Annotated in this window: 18 protein-coding genes and 2 pseudogenes; 14 read left to right on the forward strand and 6 right to left on the reverse strand. The window is 73.0% G+C overall.

Annotated elements, in window-relative coordinates; translation table 11 throughout:
• The first annotated feature begins 95 nt into the window (after window positions 1–95).
• The 3 genes and pseudogenes from BM536_RS20745 (at window position 96) to BM536_RS20755 (ending at window position 5,129) form a co-directional block, all read left to right on the forward strand.
• Window positions 96–1,827: pseudogene (locus BM536_RS20745) on the forward strand (tetratricopeptide repeat protein).
• On the forward strand, window positions 1,824–3,449 hold the full coding sequence (locus BM536_RS20750; protein ID WP_094103317.1) for a HoxN/HupN/NixA family nickel/cobalt transporter: 1,626 nt from the start codon (window positions 1,824–1,826) through the stop codon (window positions 3,447–3,449). The pseudogene BM536_RS20745 and the gene BM536_RS20750 overlap by 4 nt, the downstream one beginning before the upstream one ends.
• Before the next feature lie 39 nt (window positions 3,450–3,488).
• Window positions 3,489–5,129, forward strand: coding sequence for a serine/threonine-protein kinase (locus BM536_RS20755; protein WP_170109937.1), 1,641 nt, complete (start codon window positions 3,489–3,491; stop codon window positions 5,127–5,129).
• Between the two features lie 4 nt (window positions 5,130–5,133).
• Here the strand turns inward: BM536_RS20755 and BM536_RS20760 are convergent, their stop codons facing one another.
• Window positions 5,134–5,940: an SGNH/GDSL hydrolase family protein gene (locus BM536_RS20760; protein ID WP_073494561.1), complete on the reverse strand. Its 807-nt coding sequence runs from the start codon at window positions 5,938–5,940 to the stop codon at window positions 5,134–5,136.
• Between the two features lie 307 nt (window positions 5,941–6,247).
• Between BM536_RS20760 and BM536_RS20765 the strand changes: the two genes are divergently transcribed.
• The 6 genes from BM536_RS20765 to BM536_RS20790 all read left to right on the forward strand — a co-directional run bounded on the left by BM536_RS20765 (window position 6,248) and on the right by BM536_RS20790 (window position 12,725).
• Entirely contained in the window at window positions 6,248–7,453 is a 1,206-nt protein-coding gene (locus BM536_RS20765) for a S8 family peptidase (protein WP_073494563.1), read from the forward strand.
• Between the two features lie 550 nt (window positions 7,454–8,003).
• On the forward strand, window positions 8,004–8,834 hold the full coding sequence (locus BM536_RS20770; RefSeq protein WP_073494565.1) for a glycosyltransferase family 2 protein: 831 nt from the start codon (window positions 8,004–8,006) through the stop codon (window positions 8,832–8,834).
• A gap of 47 nt (window positions 8,835–8,881) precedes the next feature.
• Window positions 8,882–9,898 (forward strand): glycosyltransferase family 2 protein, encoded by a 1,017-nt coding sequence (locus BM536_RS20775; RefSeq protein ID WP_073494595.1) that lies wholly within the window; start codon window positions 8,882–8,884, stop codon window positions 9,896–9,898.
• Window positions 9,895–10,695, forward strand: coding sequence for a polysaccharide deacetylase family protein (locus BM536_RS20780; RefSeq protein WP_211362917.1), 801 nt, complete (start codon window positions 9,895–9,897; stop codon window positions 10,693–10,695). The genes BM536_RS20775 and BM536_RS20780 overlap by 4 nt, the downstream gene beginning before the upstream one ends.
• Window positions 10,696–10,847: 152 nt before the next feature.
• Window positions 10,848–11,942: a DUF5925 domain-containing protein gene (locus tag BM536_RS20785; protein ID WP_094103504.1), complete on the forward strand. Its 1,095-nt coding sequence runs from the start codon at window positions 10,848–10,850 to the stop codon at window positions 11,940–11,942.
• A 15-nt stretch (window positions 11,943–11,957) separates the two neighbouring features.
• Window positions 11,958–12,725 (forward strand): DUF72 domain-containing protein, encoded by a 768-nt coding sequence (locus BM536_RS20790; protein WP_094103318.1) that lies wholly within the window; start codon window positions 11,958–11,960, stop codon window positions 12,723–12,725.
• 58 nt (window positions 12,726–12,783) lie between these two features.
• Here BM536_RS20790 and BM536_RS20795 read toward each other — a convergent pair whose 3' ends face one another.
• Window positions 12,784–13,149, reverse strand: a complete 366-nt coding sequence (locus tag BM536_RS20795; protein WP_170109938.1) for a GntR family transcriptional regulator — start codon at window positions 13,147–13,149, stop codon at window positions 12,784–12,786.
• A 70-nt stretch (window positions 13,150–13,219) separates the two neighbouring features.
• Between BM536_RS20795 and BM536_RS20800 the strand changes: the two genes are divergently transcribed.
• Together BM536_RS20800 and BM536_RS20805 are read left to right on the forward strand one after the other, a co-directional pair.
• Window positions 13,220–14,149, forward strand: a complete 930-nt coding sequence (locus BM536_RS20800; RefSeq protein ID WP_073494571.1) for a GNAT family N-acetyltransferase — start codon at window positions 13,220–13,222, stop codon at window positions 14,147–14,149.
• Window positions 14,130–14,633 (forward strand): ribonuclease FAU-1 family protein, encoded by a 504-nt coding sequence (locus tag BM536_RS20805; protein WP_073494573.1) that lies wholly within the window; start codon window positions 14,130–14,132, stop codon window positions 14,631–14,633. Before BM536_RS20800 ends, BM536_RS20805 begins: the two co-directional genes overlap by 20 nt.
• Before the next feature lie 40 nt (window positions 14,634–14,673).
• On the opposite strand, the gene BM536_RS20810 is transcribed toward BM536_RS20805, so the two are convergent.
• Window positions 14,674–15,288 carry a class I SAM-dependent methyltransferase gene (locus BM536_RS20810; protein WP_094103319.1) on the reverse strand — a complete coding sequence of 205 codons (615 nt, stop codon included), beginning with the start codon at window positions 15,286–15,288 and terminating at the stop codon, window positions 14,674–14,676.
• 140 nt (window positions 15,289–15,428) lie between these two features.
• On the opposite strand from BM536_RS20810, the gene BM536_RS44005 reads away from it, so the two are divergent.
• Window positions 15,429–15,563 carry a hypothetical protein gene (locus tag BM536_RS44005; protein ID WP_094103320.1) on the forward strand — a complete coding sequence of 45 codons (135 nt, stop codon included), beginning with the start codon at window positions 15,429–15,431 and terminating at the stop codon, window positions 15,561–15,563.
• A gap of 19 nt (window positions 15,564–15,582) precedes the next feature.
• Here BM536_RS44005 and BM536_RS20820 read toward each other — a convergent pair whose 3' ends face one another.
• Entirely contained in the window at window positions 15,583–16,056 is a 474-nt protein-coding gene (locus BM536_RS20820; RefSeq protein ID WP_073494599.1) for a GNAT family N-acetyltransferase, read from the reverse strand.
• A gap of 141 nt (window positions 16,057–16,197) precedes the next feature.
• Here BM536_RS20820 and BM536_RS20825 point away from each other — a divergent pair, with 141 nt between their 5' ends.
• Window positions 16,198–17,229, forward strand: coding sequence for a lytic polysaccharide monooxygenase auxiliary activity family 9 protein (locus BM536_RS20825; protein ID WP_094103321.1), 1,032 nt, complete (start codon window positions 16,198–16,200; stop codon window positions 17,227–17,229).
• A gap of 65 nt (window positions 17,230–17,294) precedes the next feature.
• On the opposite strand, the gene BM536_RS20830 is transcribed toward BM536_RS20825, so the two are convergent.
• Window positions 17,295–18,164 (reverse strand): esterase/lipase family protein, encoded by an 870-nt coding sequence (locus BM536_RS20830; protein WP_073494575.1) that lies wholly within the window; start codon window positions 18,162–18,164, stop codon window positions 17,295–17,297.
• Between the two features lie 172 nt (window positions 18,165–18,336).
• Window positions 18,337–18,780 carry a MarR family winged helix-turn-helix transcriptional regulator gene (locus BM536_RS20835; protein WP_073494577.1) on the reverse strand — a complete coding sequence of 148 codons (444 nt, stop codon included), beginning with the start codon at window positions 18,778–18,780 and terminating at the stop codon, window positions 18,337–18,339.
• Window positions 18,781–18,878: 98 nt separating this feature from the next.
• On the opposite strand from BM536_RS20835, the pseudogene BM536_RS20840 reads away from it, so the two are divergent.
• Window positions 18,879–19,252 (forward strand): annotated as a pseudogene (locus BM536_RS20840) (cupin domain-containing protein).
• Window positions 19,253–19,370 lie beyond the last annotated feature (118 nt).

Raw genomic sequence — 19,370 nt, forward strand, 5'->3', positions numbered from 1 at the left:
TGGCGCGGCCCGCGTACTCATCCCCCACGGCGCGGGCCGCGCCACCCCCACGCACCTGAGCAGGACGATCCACCCCAGGCGACCGAGGAGAGGGCATGTCCCCGCGTACGAACGACGGCGAACCGGAGCGTGAGCGGCCGGCCTCCGGGACCGGGACCGCAGCCCCGGCAGAGGAAACGGCGTCCGGGGAAGCCGCGGGCCCGCCCACGGACCGGCCAGAGGCGACCGACGAGATCGAGGACACCGGGACGATCTTCGCGGAGGGCGCGGAGGGCGCGGACGATGCGGACGGCGCGACCGGTGCCGACGGCGCAGACGGCACGGGCGGCGCGACTGGTGCCGACGGCGCAGACGGTGCGGACGGCGCCGACGGCGCAGAGCATGCGACCGGCGCGGACGGCACGACCAGTGTCGACGGTGTCGACCATGCGACCGGTGCCGACGGTGCGGGGGGCGACCGGGTCGCCGCCGTCCGGCCGGGTCGCCGCCGCGGGCCGCCGCTGGCGGTCCGTGCAGCTCGGGGCCTGCGCCGCGATGCTGGCCGTCGGCCTCACCGCCGGGGCGATCGCGCTCGGCGCGGTGCGGGACGGCGGGGACACTCCCGTCGTCGCGGGCGCCGCGGTCTCCCCGGGTCTGCTCGCGAGCGCCGACCTGAGTACCGGCATCGCCTCGCTCCAGGCCCATCTGCGCGACCAGCCGAGGGACTTCGGCGGCTGGGCCACCCTCGGCCTCGCCTACGTCGAGCAGGCCCGCACCCAGGGTGACCCCTCCCGCTACCCGCAGGCCGAGCAGGCCCTCAGGCGCTCCCTCGCCCTGCGCCCGGACAACGACCAGGCCCTGTCCGGCCGTGCCGCGCTCGCCGCGGCCCGCCACGAGTTCGGCACCGCGCTCGCGTACGCCGACCGGGCCCTGAAGCAGAACCCCTACAACGAACGCGCCCTGTGTTCCCGTATCGACGCGCTCGTCGAGCTGGGCCGGTACGAGGAGGCGGCCGGAGCCGCCCGCACGGCCGACGAACGGCGTCCCGGCATACCGGTGTTCACCCGCTACGCGTACGTCCACGAGCTGCGCGGTGACGTCGGCACCGCCCGCCGGGTCCTGGCCCAGGCCCTGGCCGCCTCGACCACGCCCGGCGACATCGCCTACGTGGCCACACAGCTCGGCCAACTGGCCTGGAACCAGGGCGACGACGACACCGCCCTCACCCACTACGCCCGTGCCCTCGCCGCCGACGAGAACTACCTCCCGGCGCTGGAGGGCCGTGCCCGCGCCCAGGCGGCGAGCGGGCGCCGCGCCGAGGCGATCAAGGGCCTGGAGAACGTGGTCGCCCGCTTCCCGCTGCCCGGTCCTCTCGTCGAACTCGGCGAGCTGTACGAAGCCCGCGGCGGCGAGGGCGACGCGGCGAGGGCCGAGGCCCAGTACCGGCTCGTCGACGCCTGGACGGCGCTCGCCCGTGCCAACGGCGTCAACGCCGACCTCGACACCGCGCTCGCGGCGGCCGACCACGGGGACAAGGCGGCGGCACTGCGCGCGGCCCGCGCCGAGTGGGACCGCCGCCGGACCGTGCACACCGCGGACGCCCTCGCCTGGGCCCTGCACGTCAACGGCAGGGACGCCGAGGCGCTCCGCTACGCCCGGCAGGCCACGGCAACCGGTTACCGCAACGCGGCTCTCCTCTACCACCGGGGCGTGATCGAGGACGCCACGGGCCACCCGGACGACGCCCGCACCCACCTCACCGCGGCCCTGGCGCTCAACCCCGGCTTCTCGGTCCTCGGTGCCCGCGAGGCCCGTGCCGCACTCAAGACGCTGGAGGCGGCCGAGTGACGCTCCGCCGTGTGTCCGCCTCCTGCGCGGCCGTCCTGACGGCCGGGTGCGCGCTCGCCCTGATCCCTTCCGCCAGTGCGAGCGCGCACCCCCTGGGCAACTTCACCGTCAACCGCTACGACGGTCTCGTCGCCGCCCCCGGGCAACTGCGCGTCGACCATGTGGAGGACCTCGCCGAGATCCCGGCGACCCAGGCGAAGCCGGACGTCGAGCGGCTCGGTCTCGCCGAGTGGGCCCGGCGGCGGTGTGCCACGGCCGCCGAGGACAGCCGCCTCACCGTGGACGGCCGTACGGTCGCCCTCGCGGCCGGTGCCGCCACGGCGGACCTGCGGCCCGGTCAGGCGGGGCTCGACACCCTGCGCGTGGAGTGCCGGCTGACCGCTCCGCTGCCCGAGGACGCCTCGGTCTCCCTCTCCTTCCGGAGTGCGGGGGCCTCCTCCGGGCCCGGCTGGCGCGAGATCACCGCGCGCGGCGACCGGACGACGCTCACCGACTCGGACGTACCGCAGGAGTCGTTGTCGGACGAACTCAGCGACTACCCGGCCGAGTTGCTGTCCTCCCCCGCCGACACCCCGGCCGCGTCCCTGCGGGTGCGGCCCGGTGGCCCGGCACTGGCCGAGGCGGACGGCGACGCGCCTGCCGCGTCCGTGCTGCCCCGCGGCGCGGACCGCTGGACGCGGGCCCTGGACAGCCTGGTCGCCCGGCAGCACCTCACCCTCGGCTTCGCCGCGCTGGCCCTGGTCCTCGCGGTCGGCCTCGGCGCGATGCACGCCCTCGCGCCGGGCCACGGCAAGACCCTGATGGCCGCGACGGCGGCCGCCCGCGGCAAACGGGCCCGTCTCAAGGACGTCCTGCCGCTGGCCGCGTCGGTCACCGTCACCCACACCCTCGGCGTGGTCGCCCTCGGCCTCCTGGTCACCGCCGGCTCGGCCGCCGCGCCCTCGGTGGTCGCGTGGCTGGGCCTGGCCAGCGGCGCCCTGGTCCTGTTCGCGGGCGCGACCCTCGTACGACGGGCCTGGCACCACCGGGGCCACGGCCCAGGACACGGACACCCGCACCCCCACCCGCACGAGCCGGTGAAGCCGCCCGCCCGTCGGCCGGCCCTCGTCGGCGCGCCCACGGAGCACGCGCACCAGGCCCACGAGCACCCGCGCGACCACGACCCCGGCCACGATCACGACCACCACGATCATGATCACCATCACGATCACAGTCACGATCACGGGCACATCCACACTCACACCCACGGCGGCGTGCCCCACTCCCACCCCACCGCCCCGACCCTGCGCGGCACGATCCTGCTCGGCTTCGCCGGGGGGCTGGTCCCCAGCCCCTCCGCCGTCGTCGTGCTGGTCGGCGCGGCGGCGCTCGGGCACGCCTGGTTCGGGCTGCTGCTCGTCGTCGCGTACGGGGTCGGGCTGGCGCTCACCCTGACGGCCGCCGGGTTCGCCGTCGTCAGGCTGGGCGCGGGCGCGGCCCGGCTGCTGGACCGGGGACCGCGATGGACCCGCCGTCCCGCCGTGGCGCTGGTCCGCCGCAACCTGCCCCTGTGGTCGGCGCTGGTGGTCGTGGCCCTCGGCGCGGCACTGCTGCTCAAGGGAGCCGCATCCGTACTGGTCTGAGCTACGTTGGGGAGGTATTCACCTGGATGCGAAGGGGGAATGGGGTGCACGGTGACCGAAGAACCGGGCAGTGAGCGTCTGATCGCGGGCCGCTACCGTCTGCTGTCCCCGCTCGGTGAGGGCGGTATGGGCACGGTGTGGCGGGCCCTGGACGAGGTGCTGCACCGTGAGGTCGCCGTCAAGGAGGTCCGTGCCCCGGCCGGGCTGCCGGACTCGGACGTCGAGCGGCTGTACGCCCGGCTGGAGCGTGAGGCCTGGGCCGCGGCCCGGGTCGCGAACCGCAATGTCGTGACGGTGTACGACGTGGCCATGCAGGACGGCCGGCCGTGGATCGTCATGGAGCTGGTGCGCGGCATCTCGCTCGCCGAACTGCTGGACGCGGAAGGCCCGTTGGAACCTGCCCGGGCCGCGCACATCGGAGCCGAGGTGCTGGCCGCGCTGCGGACGGCGCACGAGGTGGGCGTGCTGCACCGCGACGTGAAACCGGCCAACGTGCTGATGTCCAACGACGGCCGCGTGGTGCTCACCGACTTCGGCATCGCCTCCGTCGAGGGCACGTCGGCGCTCACCATGACCGGCGAGGTCATCGGCTCGCCCGAGTTCCTCGCGCCGGAGCGGGCGCTGGGCCGCACACCGGGTCCCGAGTCGGACCTGTGGTCGCTGGGCGTGCTGCTGTACGCGGCGGTCGAGGGCAACTCCCCCTTCCGTCACGACACGCCGTTGAGCACCCTGCGCGCGATCGTCGACGAGGAACTGCCGCCGCCGCGCCGGGCGGGCGCGCTGGCCCCCGTGATCGAGGGGCTGCTGCGCAAGGATCCGGCCGAGCGGGTGCCGGCCGAGGTGGCCGAGCGGGACCTGCGGGTCGTCGCCTCGGGCGGGACCGCCCGGTCCGGCGCGCTCCGGGCGACGTCGCCGTATCCACCGACGGGCGCCGGGCGTCCGGCGGCCTCGCGCACCGAGCCGGTTCCGGCGCCGGTCCCGGACCCGGCCGCGTCCTGGTCGGGCCCGCAGGGGGCCACCGGCCGGACCGGGCCCGGTCGTGACCGGCGTACCGCCGGGGTGCTGATCGCCGGCGTGGCGGCGCTGGCTCTGGCGGTGGGCGGGCTGACGTACGCGCTGCTCGACACGGGGGAGGGCGGGGGGCGACGGCGGCGACGGGGGGTGTCGCCGACGGCCAGTCGCAGGGGGGTGACTCCGTCGGCGACGCCGCGGGAGAGCGAGACCGAGGGGAGCGAGGAGCCCTCGACGAGCGCGAGCCCGAGTGCGGGTGAGAGCGCCACGAGCGAGGCTCCGCCGCAGTCCGTCGCGGTCACGGTCACCGGATCCCACACGGACTACTCGGGGTCCTGCCCGCCGCCGGACGCGGAGGCTCCCACCTTCACGGTGACCATCACGGTGGGCCGGCTGCCCGCACAGGTGTCCTACCGGTGGGTGTCGGAGGAAGGCGGACTCGTGGACTCGGACTGGAGGACGCTGGACCTTCCGGCGGGCGGCGGGAAGTCGGGACAGGACCGGGTGGTCGTGACCACACCCGCCGAGAGCGGGACGTACCGCAACGCGCTCGGTGTCGAGGTGCGTGAGCCGGGTCGTGCGACGTCGAACTCGGTGCCGTTCTCGGTGACGTGCGAGACGGAGGCCCCGTCGGGCGAGGCCTCCCCCTCCGCGTCACCCTCGGAGTGACGGCTCAGGCGGCGCTGTTGAGGACCGGCAGGTAGCCGCCCGACTGCCCGGCGGCGGTCGGGTGGTAGGACTCGCCGATGTTGAGCCAGTTGACGCTGTGCAGCCATGAGCTGCCGGAGCAGATCTCGTGGCCGGTGAAGGTGGTGCGGACGTCGCCGAAGGCGAACCCGTGGGCGGCGGCGCGTTTGGCCAGGGCGGTGTTGAGGTGGTCGGAGGCGTTGTTGATGGCGATGCGCTTGGTCTCGGACAGGCCCAGGCAGGTCGTGCCGACCTTGTAGAAGCGGGGGTAGCCGATGACGACGACGTGGGCGGTGGGCGCCTTGGAGCGGATCGCCGAGTAGACGCTGTCGAGCTTGCCGGGGAGCGTGGAGTCGACGTAGGCGCGGGCGGTGTTGATGCGGCTGACGCAGGTGCTGTCGGAGCCGGTGACGCAGGTGGTCATGACGTCGGCGAAGCCGGCGTCGTTGCCGCCGACGGTGATGGAGACGAGGCCGGTGGACGAGTTGAGCGGGGCGAGCTGCCCGGCGAGAACATCACCCGTTCGAGCGCCCGAGCAAGCGGCGAACGAGAACGAGGTGGGGGTGTGGGCGGCGTTCCAGAGGTACGGAAACGCCTTCGTGCTGCGCTTGCAGTCGCCGCTCGAGCTGATGTAGCCGCCGGCTCCGACGCCTGAGGAGTAGGAGTCACCGAGGGCCACATAGCCTCCCTCCGCGGCGAGTTGGGCTCCGTGCGCCGAGCCCGCCCCGGTGAGGGCGGCGCCGGCGGCGAGGAGGAACGAGCTGACGAAGACGGCAATTCGGGAACGTCTCATGGAACCTCCCTTAGCAGGATCTCTGCCACAACCGTCGTAGCAACTACGCGTGTTGACGGGAAGTGTCCATGCCAAATCTTTTCGGCTTGTCAGGCCATTAATCACCCCACCTTTGTTACGTGGCCATGCCAAATTTGTTGACTGTCCTTCAACACCCTTGTTCTACGCAGGTAGATGGCGGAGGCTTTACCCCGGCCGAGAGCGGCACGCCGCGACGCTCGACGCCGTGTGCGCAAACTCCCGCGCGCACACCCCCACTGACGCGCGCACCACCCCGCGCGCGCCGCCTGAGGAGGACTCCCTCGTAATGGCACACCTTCGCAGCAACAAGGTCCGCGTCTCCGCCGCCGCCACCGTCGCGGCCGCCGCCCTCGTCGGCGGGCTCACCGCGCTTCCCGCCCAGGCCGCCCCGGCCGAGGGCAGGGTCCTCGCGGCCGGCTCCCCCACCGCCGTCAAGGACAGCTACATCGTCACCCTGAAGCAGGACGCCGGCTTCAAGGCGTCCTCGGCGACCGGCAAGGACCTCATCAAGAGCTACGGCGGTGCGGTGAAGAAGACGTTCGGCGCCGCGCTGAACGGCTACACCGCGACCCTGTCCGCCACCGAGGCGAAGAGACTGGCCGCCGACCCGGCGGTCGCCGCGGTGGAGCAGAACCAGACCGTCCACGTGGACGCCACGCAGTCCAACGCCCCCTGGGGCCTGGACCGCATCGACCAGACCTCACTGCCGCTGTCCGGCACCTACACCTACCCGGACACCGCCGGCGGCGGTGTGACGGCCTACGTGATCGACACCGGCGTGCGCATCACGCACTCCCAGATCAGCGGCCGGGCCGTCAACGGCTACGACGCCGTCGACGGCGACAACGTCGCCCAGGACGGCAACGGCCACGGCACCCACGTGGCCACCACGATCGCGGGCACCACGTACGGCGTGGCCAAGAAGGCGAAGATCGTGGCCGTCCGGGTGCTGAACAACGCCGGCTCCGGCACCACGGCCGGTGTGATCGCGGGCATCGACTGGGTGACCGCGAACCACTCCGGCCCCTCGGTCGCCAACATGTCCCTCGGCGGCGGCGTCTCCACCACCCTGGACGCGGCCGTGCGCCGCTCCATAGCCAGCGGCGTCACCTACGCCGTCGCGGCGGGCAACAGCAGCACCACCGCCACCTCGTCGTCCCCGGCCCGGGTCACCGAGGCCATCACGGTCGGCGCCACCACCAGCACCGACGCCAAGGCCAGCTACTCCAACTACGGTTCGGTCCTGGACATCTTCGCCCCCGGCTCGTCCATCACGGCGGGCTGGTACACCAGCGACACCGCCACGAACACCATCTCCGGTACGTCGATGGCGACCCCGCACGTCGCGGGCGCCGCCGCGATCTACCTGGCGGGCCACACCTCGGCCACCCCGGCCCAGGTCGCCACGGCGCTCATCAACGGCTCGACCACCGGCAAGGTCACCAGCGCGGGCACCGGCTCCCCGAACCGTCTGCTGAAGATCGTCCCGTGATCCGGCGCCGCTGACACGGCAACCGGTTCCACCCCGTTCCCCGGAGGCACACACCGCCTCCGGGGAACGTTTGTGTCAGGTCCCTGATCACGAATGTCCGTCTCGCTCACGGGACGACCCGTTGTGTAACGGTCAAACGAACAAAAAGGTGAGGCCTCGTTCCAGGTCTTGCCATACGGGTGTATTCGTCAATACCGTCAGACATCTCACCCGCATCGGACCGTCGGTAAGCGGCTCTAGGGGAGGGCTCAAGGACCGCGATGGATTCCGGCGCGGGGCGCGGTAGGGGGGTGCCGTGCCCGGTGGCCGCACATGGCCGACCGGGTCGTGCCGCGCAGTCGGCTGCCGTCTTCTTCCGGTGACCGGCCAGCTTTGCCAGCTCACCCGGCGTGCGCGGAGAGGTCTTCCGCCGTGCCGAGTCGCAGGGTCCGCGGAGAGGTCTTCCGTCATGCCGTGCGGCCGGGGTGACAAAACAACCCCCCTTTCGAACCGGACTTACATCCGGGCCGCCCGGGGGTGGGCGGTCCACCGGACGAGAGGGACCAGACTCATGAGTTCCGTTCTTCAACCGGCGACACCGGGCCAGGAGCGTCAGGCTCCGTCGACCGCCGGAAAGTACCGGCCCATCTCCTCTCACCTGGCCATCACGCCACCGGTGAGCGTCGTCATCCCGGCGATGAACGAGGCCGAGAACCTTCCTTACGTCTTCAAGACCCTGCCGGACTGGATCCACGAAGTGGTGCTGGTCGACGGCAACTCCACCGACGACACCGTCGCGGTCGCGCGGGACCTGTGGCCCGGCGTCAAGGTCGTCGGACAGCAGGGCCGGGGCAAGGGCGACGCCCTGATCACCGGCTTCGAGGCATGCAGCGGCGACATCATCGTGATGGTCGACGCGGACGGCTCGGCCGACGGCAACGAGATCGTCTCGTACGTCTCCGCCCTCGTCTCGGGCGCGGACTTCGCCAAGGGCTCCCGCTTCGCCAACGGCGGCGGCACAGACGACATGACCTTCATCCGCTGGCTGGGCAACCGCGTCCTGTGCGCCATCGTCAACCGCAAGTTCGGCGCCCGTTACACCGACCTGTGCTACGGCTACAACGCGTTCTGGCGGCACTGCCTGGACAAGATCGAGCTGGACTGCACCGGCTTCGAGGTCGAGACGCTGATGAACATCCGGGTCGTCAAGGCCGGGCTGAAGGTGCAGGAGATCCCCAGCCACGAGTACCTGCGCATCCACGGCGTCAGCAACCTGCGCGCCGTACGCGACGGCCTGCGGGTGCTGCGGGTGATCCTCAGCGAACGGTCCAACCGGCGGGCTCTGCGGCGCGGCGGGCGCCGCTCGCCGATGCTCGACTCGGTCCGGGGAGAGGTGTCTTGAGCACGAGCGACGCCTCGGCCGGTGCTCCCGCCGCTGCCTGCGCGGGGATCGCCGCCGGTGTCCCCGTCCGCGTCTCCGTCGTCGTCTGCGTCTACACCGAGGACCGCTGGGAGGACATCCTCGCGGCGGTCTCCTCGGTGCGCGCGCAGAGCAGGCCGGCGTTGGAGACCCTGCTGGTCGTCGACCACAACCCGGTGCTCCTGGACCGGCTGACGAGGGAGTACCAGGAGGTCGCCGAGGTGCGGGTGCTGCCGAACGCGGGCCCGCGCGGCCTGTCGGCCGGCCGCAACACCGGCATCACGGCCTCCCGCGGCGAGGTCGTCGCCTTCCTCGACGACGACGCCGTCGCCGAAAGCGACTGGCTGAGCCGGTTCGCCGCCGCCTACGACGACCCGCGGGTCATGGCCGTCGGCGGCCGGACCGAGCCGGTGTGGGCGTCCGGGCGGCGGCCCGACTGGTTCCCCGACGAGTTCGACTGGGTGGTGGGCTGCTCCTACCGGGGCCTGCCGGCCGGCCTGGTCCGGGTGCGCAACATCCTCGGTGGCAACGCCTCGTTCCGGCGGACGGCGTTCGACCTCGCGGGCGGTTTCGCCACCGGCATCGGCCGCGACGGCGACAGACGGCCGCTGGGCGGCGAGGAGACCGAGCTGTGCATCCGGCTCAGCCGCGCCAGACCCGAGGCGATCCTGCTCGTCGACGACCGCGCGGTCATCCACCACAAGGTGCCCGAGGCGCGTGAGCGGTTCGCGTACTTCCGCACCCGCACCTACGCCGAGGGCCTGTCCAAGGCGCTCGTCGCCCGCAGTGTCGGCGCCGGCAAGGGCCTGGAGTCCGAACGCCGTTACGCCACACGCGTGTTGCCCGCCGGGGTGGCCCGGGGGTTGCGCGACCAGGTGCTGGCCCGCCGCGGCGGAGCCCGGCGCGCGGGCGCGATCGTCGCCGGGGTGCTCACGGCCGCGGGCGGGTACGTGGTGGGCAGCGTGCGGGCGCGGCGCGACGGGACGACGTTCTCAGTCGTACGGATCGACGCGCCCGCGCAGGCGGACCGGGAAGCCGCCGCATGACGGAGGCGCGGATCCCGATCCTCATGTACCACGCGGTCGCCGCCGACCCGAACGACGCGACGCGTGACCTCTCCGTCTCCCCCCAGGCGTTCGCCGAGCAGATGGCGCTGATCGCCGACCGGGGTCTCACCCCGCTCACCATCGCGGACCTCGCGGCCCGCTGGCGCTCCGGCCGGCCGCTGCCCGCCCTGCCCGTCCTGATCACCTTCGACGACGGCTACGAGGGCGTGCACCGCCACGCCCTGCCCGCCCTGGCCGAGCACGGCTTGTCGGCCACCCTGTTCGTGACCACCGGCTGGCTCCGGGGCGCGTACGACACCGGTGGCGGCCTGGACACCATGCTGGGCTGGCGGCAGGTGCGCGAACTGGCCGACGCGGGCGTCGAGATCGGCGGCCACAGCCACTCCCACCCGCAGCTCGACCAACTCGGCGACAGCGCGCTGCGCGCCGAGCTGACCCGCTGCCGGGACATCGTCGCCGGCGAGCTGGGCGCCCCGCCCGTGTCGTTCGCCTACCCGTACGGCTACTCCAGCAGACGGGTGCGCACCGCCGTACGGGAGAACGGGTTCGCCCAGGCGCTGGCGGTCGGCAACGCTCTGGCCCGGCGCGCGCAGGGGCCGTACGCCCTGCGACGGGTGACCGTGCGGCGCGGCACCGGCGCCGAGGAGTTCGAGCGGCTGCTCGACGGCCGCGCGGTCGCCCGCACCTTCGCGCGCGACCGCGCCCTCACCAAGGGGTACGCGGTGGTCCGCGGGACCCGGCGCTTGCACCGCAGGGCCGTCGGGGCCCTGGTCTGAGCCGGAGGGCGCGGGCGGGGTACGTGGCCGGGGGCCCGCTCGCCCCGGCCGCGCACCCCGGCCCCGCCCCGCCGACCGGACAGATCCGACACACCGGCGCGCAGTGCGGAAACCGGGTGCAGACGGGCCGCCGGTGCCGGATCATGGCGGGCATGTCCGCGCACCCACACGACGCCCTGCCGATGCGGCTCAACGTCGACGACTCCGACTCCCCGTCCGACGTCGTCGACGCGCTGTTCCTCGGCCGCTTCGCGACGGGCGAGCAACCGTACTCGCACGCGGTGAACATCGACCGCGTCCGCTCCGGCGCCAACCTGGTCCCGCCCCACGCGCGCGTGCTGCGCGTCGCCCGCGACGACGACCGCAGCGCCACCCTCGCCGAGGGCGACGGCTGGACGCTGCTGGTCTCCCGCTGGAACCGCGGCGCGGACGTCACCGTCACCGCGACCAGCGCCGAACTCGCCGCGAAGGTCCTCGACGAGGCGACCGACGGCGCGGCGGACGAGCCCGAACCCCAGCCGGAGAACGTGACCATGGGCTTCTGGTACGTCTCCCCGCGGCGCGGCCCGCACCGCACCACCCGCCAGATCTCCGCCGGCACCTGGGACGAGATCCGCCCCAACTACACGGCCCCCGTCGCCGAGGCGATGGACCACCTGATGGGGACGACCCCCGACACCATCGCCGGCCGGCTGCTCCTGCTGCACGGCCCGCCCGGCACCGGCAAGACCTCCGCGCTGCGCACCCTGGCCCGCTCCTGGCGGGACTGGTGCCAGGTCGACTGCGTCCTGGACCCCGAGCGTCTGTTCTCCGACGTCGGCTACCTGATGGACATCGCGATCGGCGAGGAGGACGGCCCCGGCAAGGGCCGCTGGCGGCTGCTCCTGCTGGAGGACTGCGACGAGCTGATCCGCGGCGAGGCCAAGCACACCGCGGGCCAGGCCCTCTCCCGGCTGCTCAACCTCACCGACGGCCTGCTCGGCCAGGGGCGCAACGTCCTGGTCGGGGTGACCACCAACGAGGACCTGGAGCGGCTCCACCCCGCGGTCGTGCGGCCCGGCCGCTGCCTGGCCCGGATCGAGGTCGGCCCGCTGACCCGGCGGGAATCGGTGGACTGGCTCGGCACCGAGGAGGGTGTCGGCCGCGAGGGCGCGACCCTGGCCGAGCTGTACGCACTGCGCCGGGGCACCTCCCCGACCTCGCTGCCGGAGCCCCGCGGCGGAGTCGACGCGGGGCTCTACCTGTAGTGCTTTGATGGAGGCATGACCCTGTTCGTCGGCACGTCGGGCTGGCAGTACAAGGACTGGAGGGGCGTCCTGTACCCGGCCGACGTGCCCGTGCGGCGGTGGCTGGAGGAGTACACGGCGCACTTCGCCACCGTCGAGATCAACAACGCGTTCTACCGGCTGCCCTCGCGGGAGACCTTCACGTCCTGGGCCGAGCGGGTCCCGCCGGACTTCGTCGTCGCGGTCAAGGCGAGCCGCTACCTCACGCACATCAAGCGGCTCCGGGAGCCCGAGGAGCCGGTGCAGCGCCTGATGAGCCACGCGGCCGGGCTCGGCGACCGTCTCGGCCCGGTCCTGCTCCAGCTGCCGCCGACCCTGCGCGCCGACCCGGACCTGCTGGACACCTGCCTCGCCCGCTTCCCCTCCGGGACCCGGGTCGCCGTCGAACCCCGCCACGACTCCTGGTGGACCGCGCGGGTCCGCACGGTCCTGGAGCGCCGGGGCGCCGCCCTGTGCTGGGCCGACGCCCGCTCCCGCCCGGTGACCCCGCTGTGGCGGACCACGGACTGGGGCTACGTCCGCTTCCACCAGGGCCGCGCCCAGCCCTGGCCGCACTACGGCAGACGCGCGCTGGAGACCTGGATCGACCGCATCGCCACGACCTGGCCGGCCGACGCCGACGTGTACGCCTACTTCAACAACGACCCCGGCGGCGCGGCGGTGGAGAACGCGGTCCTGTTCGCCGGACTCGCGGACCGGGCGGGCCTGAGCCCGACGCGGGCGGTCGCGGTGACGGCGGGCTGAGGAGTGGGGGACGCCGGGTCGCGGTGGTCGGTCGGGCCGGTGCGGTCGCGTGTGGTGGTCAGCCGTTGGCTGCCCGTAGGGCGTCCCGGACCGCTGCCAGGGCCTGTTCCTCGTCCAGGCCCAGCCGTCGGGCGCGCTCCGCGTAGGCCTGCGCGGCGGCGGCGAGTTCCCGCTCCGCCGCCGAGCCCGCGGCGGCGACGAACGTGCCGTTGCGCCCGCGGGTCTCGATCACGCCGTCCGTCTCCAGCGCCCGGTAGGCCTTGGCGACCGTGTTCGCCGCCAGGCCCAGTGACTCGGCCAGCCCCCGCACGGTGGGCAGCCGGTAGCCCACGGGCAGCGTTCCCGACCGGGCCTGCTCGGCGATCTGCGCCCTCACCTGTTCGTAAGGCGCGACGCCCTCAACGATGTCGATCTTCAAGGTCACCGCCCGATTGTCCCGCACCCACCGGATAATGGGAGGCATCCCGGCGGGCCGGACGCATAACGTGCGCCGCATGACCGTCATCGTGCGCGATCTGCGCCCCGAGGTGCCGTCGGACGTCGAGGGCTTCGTCCGGGTACGGCGAGCCGCCCTGCCCTTCATGGTGTTCACCCCGGAGTCCGTGGTCCACGACCTCACCCGCACCCACCCCGACGCCCGCTTCCGGCAGCTCCTCGCCGAGGCGGACGGCGAGATCGTCGGCACGGCCCAGGTGGGCCTCGCCCATGACAGCCCGGAGCCCGGCCAGGGCTTCGTCAACGTGTACGTGGATCCCGGGCGCCTGCGCCGCGGGACCGGATCGCTGCTGGCCCGCGTGGGCGAGGAACACCTGGCCGCGCACGGGGCGACACGGGTGCTGGCCTGGGTCCTGGACGAGCCGGACAACCGCGGCTTCGCCGAACGGCGCGGCTACCGGGCGAGCCGCTCCGCCCACTTCCTCCGCCTGGACCTGGTGAACGGCACGCTGCCGCCGCTCCAGGACCCGCCGCCCGGCGTCGAACTGCGCACCGCCGCCGACTTCGCCGACGACCCCCGCCCCTTGTTCGCGCTGGACGCCGAGGCGACCGCGGACGAACCCAGCGACCTCGACGCCGAGTTCACCGACTACGAGGCGTGGCTGGAGGAGACCTGGCGGCACCCGCTGCTCGACCTGGGCCTCACCACGGTCGCCGTCGTCGACGGCCGTCCCGCCGCGTTCACCGCGGCCCGCACGGACGGCGTGACCCGCTACACCACGGGCATGACCGGCACGGCCCGCGCCCACCGCGGCCGGGGCCTGGCCAAACTCGCCAAGAACGCCTCGCTGCACCGCGCCCGCGCCGCGGGGTACCGGGAGGCGTTCACCGGCAACGACACGGGCAACGGCCCGATGCTCGCCGTGAACAAGTGGTTCGGCTACGAGATCTGTGCGACAGAGGTGCGCTATGCCCGTGCAATCGGCTGACCCCGCCCGGCTCGTGGACGTCGTCCTCGTCAAGGGCGGCCGGACGAAGATCCGTTACCCCGCCGAGCTGCTCGCCGACGACGGCACCAGGATCGCCGTCCGCGCCCCCTGGGCGGGCGAGGGCGTACGGGACTTCGGCTTCGTGCGGTTCGAGCCCGGTGACGTCTTCACGGAGTACTACTGGCGCGACCGCTGGTACTCCGTGAAGGAGGTCCGGGGCGCGTCCGGCGCGCTGAAGGGCTGGTACTGCGACATCACCCGCCCGGCGACGCTCACCGGCACCGAGCTGGTCGTCGAGGATCTCGACCTGGACCTGTGGCGCTCCGCCGACGGCGGCGACGTACGGCGGCTGGACGAGGACGAGTTCGCGGAGAGCGGGCTGGCCGAGCGGGACCCGGGGGCGGCGGCCGCCGCGGTGACCGCGCTCGACGAGCTGGAGGTGATCGCCACCGTCGAGGGCGGACTGGAGGCCCTGCTGGAGTGAGTGAACGGACCGGCCGGCGGGCTCACCCCCGGGCGGTCCCTCAGACCGTCGCCACCACCGCGTACCGCTCGTCCGCCACCTCTTCGCCCCACAGCCGCGGGTCGTCCGACAGCCGCTCCACGCGCGTGTGCCCGGCGAGCGGGGTCAGCAGGGCGGTGAGCCGGTCCGCCGGTATGCCGACGGGGCTGACGGTGCCCCACACGCCCTCGACGAGGACGAGCCGGCCTCCGGGGCGCAGCAGGTCGCGCCAGTGCCGCAGGGCGCGGCCGGGGTCGGGCAGGGTCCACAGCACATGCCGTACTAGCACGGTGTCGAAGCGCTCCTCCCCCACCGGGGGTGCCGCCGCGTCACCGACGAGGAACACCGCGTGACGTCCGGCGGGTTTGGTGCGGGCCCGGTCGACCATCGCCGGGGAGAGATCGACGCCGGTGACGCGGTGTCCGCCCTCGGCGGCGAGGAGCGACAGGCTGCCGGTGCCGCAGCCCAGGTCGAGCAGGTCACCGGGCCGGTCCGGAAGCCAGTCGCGCAGCCGGTCCGCCCAGGCCGCGCGCACGTCGGGGTCGCGCAGCCCGTGGTCCGGTTCCTCGTCGAAGGAGGCGGCCCGCGCGTCCCAGTCGACACGCACCGGAGTCGTTCCGTCACGGTGGTTCGTCATACCCGCAAGAGTGACACCCACCACTGACAACCGAATCGTGACAGCCGCCACTGACAGAACGGGTGTCGATGAGGAACTCTCCCTGAACGGGTCTACCTCCGTGAGAACGCGGAACTCGGTGGAACCTGAAGGAGGCAGCCATGCGCCGTACGACCGTGCAGAAGCCCCTGAAGAAGACGGAATCCCGCCGGGTCCGTGAAGAGACCGACGAGCGTCCCGCCGGGCGTCCCGAGGTGCGCAAGGACATCGCCCGCACCTGGTGGCCGGAGGGGTGAGGCCCGCCCACGGCCCCGGTCAGCCGAGCCGTCTGCGGTAGTGGACGCGGTCGTAGGGTCCGTCGACCCGGCGTTCCACGACCTCGTAGCCGTACTTGGCGTAGATCCGCTGGTTCTCCCACATCAGCGCGTTCGTATAGAGCCTGACCTCGCGCAGGCCGAGCGCACGCGCGCGTGCCTCGACGAAGCGCAGCAGCCGCCGCCCCACGCCCGTGCCATGGGCGTCGGGGTGCACGGCGATGCTGTCGAGCAGCAGATGACTCGGGACCTCGTCCACCACGGAGTCCCGGAACTCCTCGACCACCACCAGGCCGACGACGGGATCGCCCGTGACGAACACCTTCCCGGCCGTCACGTCCACGGCGTGATCCGCCTCCATGGGCTGCGGCACGACGCCGATGCGCTCGATGTAGTGCCGGTACGCGGCATCGGTCACGCTCTTCACGGCCGGTACGTCGGCCTCTGTCGCGGGCCGGATCTCGTCGCTGGTCATGCCGCGCACGTTAGCTACCTGATCCCCGTCTCAGCACGTCCTTAAGGGGACCCTAAAGATCGCCGGAGGCGGTCTCCGGCAGGCGTTTTCGGGGTTTCTTGGTTCCGGCACACATCAGCACCGGTTCCGAGGAGATTCCCCATGCCCGCACGCCGCAAGGCCGCCGCCGTCGCCGCCCTGGGCCTGACCCCGCTGGCCCTGACCGCGCTGTCCGCGAACCCCGCGGCCGCACACGGCTCGATGGGCGACCCGGTCAGTCGTGTCGCCCAGTGCTTCGCGGAGGGCCCCGAGAGCCCGGAGTCGGACGCCTGCAAGGCCGCGGTCGCGGCGGGCGGGACGCAGGCGCTGTACGACTGGAACGGCATCCGCATCGGTGACGCCGGCGGCCGGCACCAGGAGCTGATCCCGGACGGCAAGCTGTGCAGCGCGAACAACGCCGCGTTCAAGGGGCTCGACCTGACGCGCGCGGACTGGCCGGCGACGAGCGTGCGCGGCGGGTCGTACACCTTCAAGTACCGGGTGACCGCGCCGCACAAGGGCACCTTCAAGGTGTACGTCACCAAGCCCGGTTACGACCCGGCGCAGCCGCTGGCCTGGTCCGACCTGGATCTGGAGCAGCCGGTGGCGACGGTCACCGACCCGGTCGCGGCAGGCGGCTTCTACTCGTTCTCCGGGGCGCTGCCCGAGCGTTCGGGGCGGCATGTGCTGTACGCGGTGTGGCAGCGCTCGGACAGCCCGGAGGCGTTCTACTCCTGCTCGGACGTCACCTTCGGCGGGGCGGAGAGCGGTTCGGCCGGCGGCTCCGCCCCGGTGCCCTCCTCGCCGTCCTCGCCGTCCTCGCCGTCCTCGCCGTCCGTCCCGTCCGCCTCCGCGCCGTCCGAGGAGCAGATCGAGGACGGTGCCGACAGGTCGACGGTCGAGCACCACGGTCACGGCGACGACGACCCCGCCACCACGACGGACCCGACGTCGGAGGCCACGAAGGGCCCGGCCCCCGCCGAGGCCAACGAGCCGAAGGCGGCCGGGGCCGGTGAGAGCCTCGCCGAGACCGGCGGCGACGGCAGCACGCCGTATCTCGCGGTCGGCGGTGCGGCCGTACTGGCGCTGGGTGCGGGCCTGCTGTTCGCGTCGGTGCGGCGGCGCGCGGTGGGCGGTGGCCGGGGCGGTCACTGACCCCGACGGACTCCGGGGCCTGACCGGCGGCTCAGGCCGGACAGGCCCCGGCACAACCGCCTCCGTCAGCTGAAGACGGAGGCGCAGGTGGTGGCGGTGGCGCGGGCCGGGTCGAGCGCGTTGGCCACCTCGTGGAAGGCGATCCGGTCGGTGAGTCCGAGCAGAGCGTGCTCGGAGAGGTCGAGCGGGCAGAGGTCCTGGATGAGGATGTTCCTGACGTTCGCCCCGCTCAGGTACTGCGTCCGATGCGGTGTCACCACCTCGTCGTAGCGGGTCGCGATGACCGTGTAGCGGACGCCGGGGACGGTGTCGCCACCCTCGTTCAGCTTCGTCATGAAGTCGGAGCCGACGACCTGCTGGGCGAGGGCGGGGGTGGCGGCGGTGAGGAGGTCCTCGGCGCCGGGGAAGAAGGGCAGCAGGTTGGTGAGCCCGGCGAGGGTGGTGCCGTGGTTGTTGGGGGCGATGCCGACGAGGGCGTTCACCTTGGCGGCTCCGCCGAGGAACTTGAGGTAGTAGCGGGGCATCATGCCGCCCTGCGAGTGGCCGACGAGATCGGCCTTGGTGGCGCCGGTCGCGGCGAGCACCCTGTCGACGTAGGCGGACAGTTGCTCCGCCGACCTCTCGATGGGCCCGAGGGCGTGGAAGAAGGGGACTCCGGGCAACTGGCCGTAGTCGAGGGAGAAGACGCAGTACCCGCGGTGCTTCAGATAGGGCGCGAGACCCAGCCAGTTGTCGACGGAGTTGCCGAGGGTGCCGTGGACGAGGACGACGGGGCGGGGGTGCGCGGCGGAGGGCTTGCAGTCGTAGTCGTTCCAGCCACTGCTCGTGGCGGCGGCGGTGGTGGCGTGGGCGGCGGTCGCGGCGGGGACGACAGTGGCCGAGATCGCCAGCAACAGGGCGGCGATCGGTCTGAGCAGGCGTTTCCAGGGCAGCATCGTGCGATCTCCTTGCGGCTCAAGGGAGGTTCGACGGCCTTACGCCTGGTGATCCGGATCACGAGGATGCTGTTCACTCGTCAAGTTACGGGCGAGTAGCTGAACTGTGAAGTTACGCGTCGGTAAAAACTTCCAGTGGTAGTCGGCGACGACCGGGGCACATGACACAGGGTCACCAGGTGGGTCTGAGGGGGCCGTAGGGGGCGATTCGCGCCAAACGGTCACAGAGAACGCGCACCTCTCCCTCCCCGAGGACCTCGACCCACGCCCGTACGGCGTCGGCGGCGGCCTCCTCCGCGGCACGGGTGCACTTCCGGCCACGCTCGGTGAGGACGACCAGCCGGGCCCGCGCGTCCACGGGATGCGCCCGCCGCTCGGCGTACCCCTTGCGGACCAGCTCGTCGACGAGCTGACTGGCCGCCTGCTTGGTGACCCCGAGGTGCGCGGCCAGCTCGGTGACGGTGGCGCCGTCCGGGGCGAGCCGCGCGAAGGCGAAGCCGTAGGCGGGCCGCCCCTCGAACCCGCGGGCCTGAACGCCGTCGTTGATGCGCTGCGTGAGGTCACCGGCGGCGGCGAGCAGGGCGGCGGTCAGGGCCAGGGCTTCGGAGTTCTGCACGCCTGCATTGAAACACCCTTGACGTATTGGTCAAGTTGCTTGACCATCATCACAGCCCAACTAGTCAAGCAGCTTGACCAAATCCTCAGGAGGCACCCATGCCGGTCATCCGCTCCTCCGACGCCGTGACCCACGAGATCCACGGCGCCCGCTTCGTCTCGTACGCCGCTCCCCGCACCGGCAGCAAGGAGCTGGCCGCCTGGCGGGGTGAAATCCCGCCGGGGACGCGGGCTCCCGCGCACACCGTGAGCCGGGAGGAGATCCTCCACGTCCTCGTCGGCGAGCTGGTCCTCACGCTCGACGGCCGCACCGAGCGGGTCGGCACGGGCGACACCGTGATCGTCGGCGCCGGGTCGACCCTGAGCGTCGAGAACCCGACGGATCACACCGCGATCACCTGGGTCACCACCTCCGTCGGCCTGACGGCGGAACTGGCCGACGAACCGTGATCACTCCCCCGTGGGCGAACTGATCCCGTAGGCGAACTGCCCCCGTGGGCGAACTGATCCCGTCGGCGAGCAGCTCGGAGCGTGCCAGTTCCGGCGGCGGCCCGGCCGGTCGCGGCCCTTGTCGTCGCGGGCGGTCCTCCG

Source organism: Streptomyces phaeoluteigriseus (assembly GCF_001896135.2).
Classification (GTDB): Bacteria; Actinomycetota; Actinomycetes; order Streptomycetales; family Streptomycetaceae; genus Streptomyces; species Streptomyces phaeoluteigriseus.

Excerpts from the sequence above, each read along its gene's own strand:
- BM536_RS44005 (WP_094103320.1), top strand. The coding sequence starts at position 15,429 with ATGCGCCGTACGACCGTGCAGAAGCCCCTGAAGAAGACGGAATCCCGC.
- BM536_RS20755 (WP_170109937.1), top strand. The coding sequence starts at position 3,489 with ATGGGGTGCACGGTGACCGAAGAACCGGGCAGTGAGCGTCTGATCGCG.
- BM536_RS20805 (WP_073494573.1), top strand. The coding sequence starts at position 14,130 with ATGCCCGTGCAATCGGCTGACCCCGCCCGGCTCGTGGACGTCGTCCTC.
- BM536_RS20785 (WP_094103504.1), top strand. The coding sequence starts at position 10,848 with ATGTCCGCGCACCCACACGACGCCCTGCCGATGCGGCTCAACGTCGAC.
- BM536_RS20790 (WP_094103318.1), top strand. The coding sequence starts at position 11,958 with ATGACCCTGTTCGTCGGCACGTCGGGCTGGCAGTACAAGGACTGGAGG.
- BM536_RS20760 (WP_073494561.1), bottom strand. The coding sequence starts at position 5,940 with ATGAGACGTTCCCGAATTGCCGTCTTCGTCAGCTCGTTCCTCCTCGCC.
- BM536_RS20780 (WP_211362917.1), top strand. The coding sequence starts at position 9,895 with ATGACGGAGGCGCGGATCCCGATCCTCATGTACCACGCGGTCGCCGCC.
- BM536_RS20810 (WP_094103319.1), bottom strand. The coding sequence starts at position 15,288 with ATGACGAACCACCGTGACGGAACGACTCCGGTGCGTGTCGACTGGGAC.
- BM536_RS20820 (WP_073494599.1), bottom strand. The coding sequence starts at position 16,056 with ATGACCAGCGACGAGATCCGGCCCGCGACAGAGGCCGACGTACCGGCC.
- BM536_RS20830 (WP_073494575.1), bottom strand. The coding sequence starts at position 18,164 with ATGCTGCCCTGGAAACGCCTGCTCAGACCGATCGCCGCCCTGTTGCTG.
- BM536_RS20800 (WP_073494571.1), top strand. The coding sequence starts at position 13,220 with ATGACCGTCATCGTGCGCGATCTGCGCCCCGAGGTGCCGTCGGACGTC.
- BM536_RS20825 (WP_094103321.1), top strand. The coding sequence starts at position 16,198 with ATGCCCGCACGCCGCAAGGCCGCCGCCGTCGCCGCCCTGGGCCTGACC.
- BM536_RS20765 (WP_073494563.1), top strand. The coding sequence starts at position 6,248 with ATGGCACACCTTCGCAGCAACAAGGTCCGCGTCTCCGCCGCCGCCACC.
- BM536_RS20770 (WP_073494565.1), top strand. The coding sequence starts at position 8,004 with ATGAGTTCCGTTCTTCAACCGGCGACACCGGGCCAGGAGCGTCAGGCT.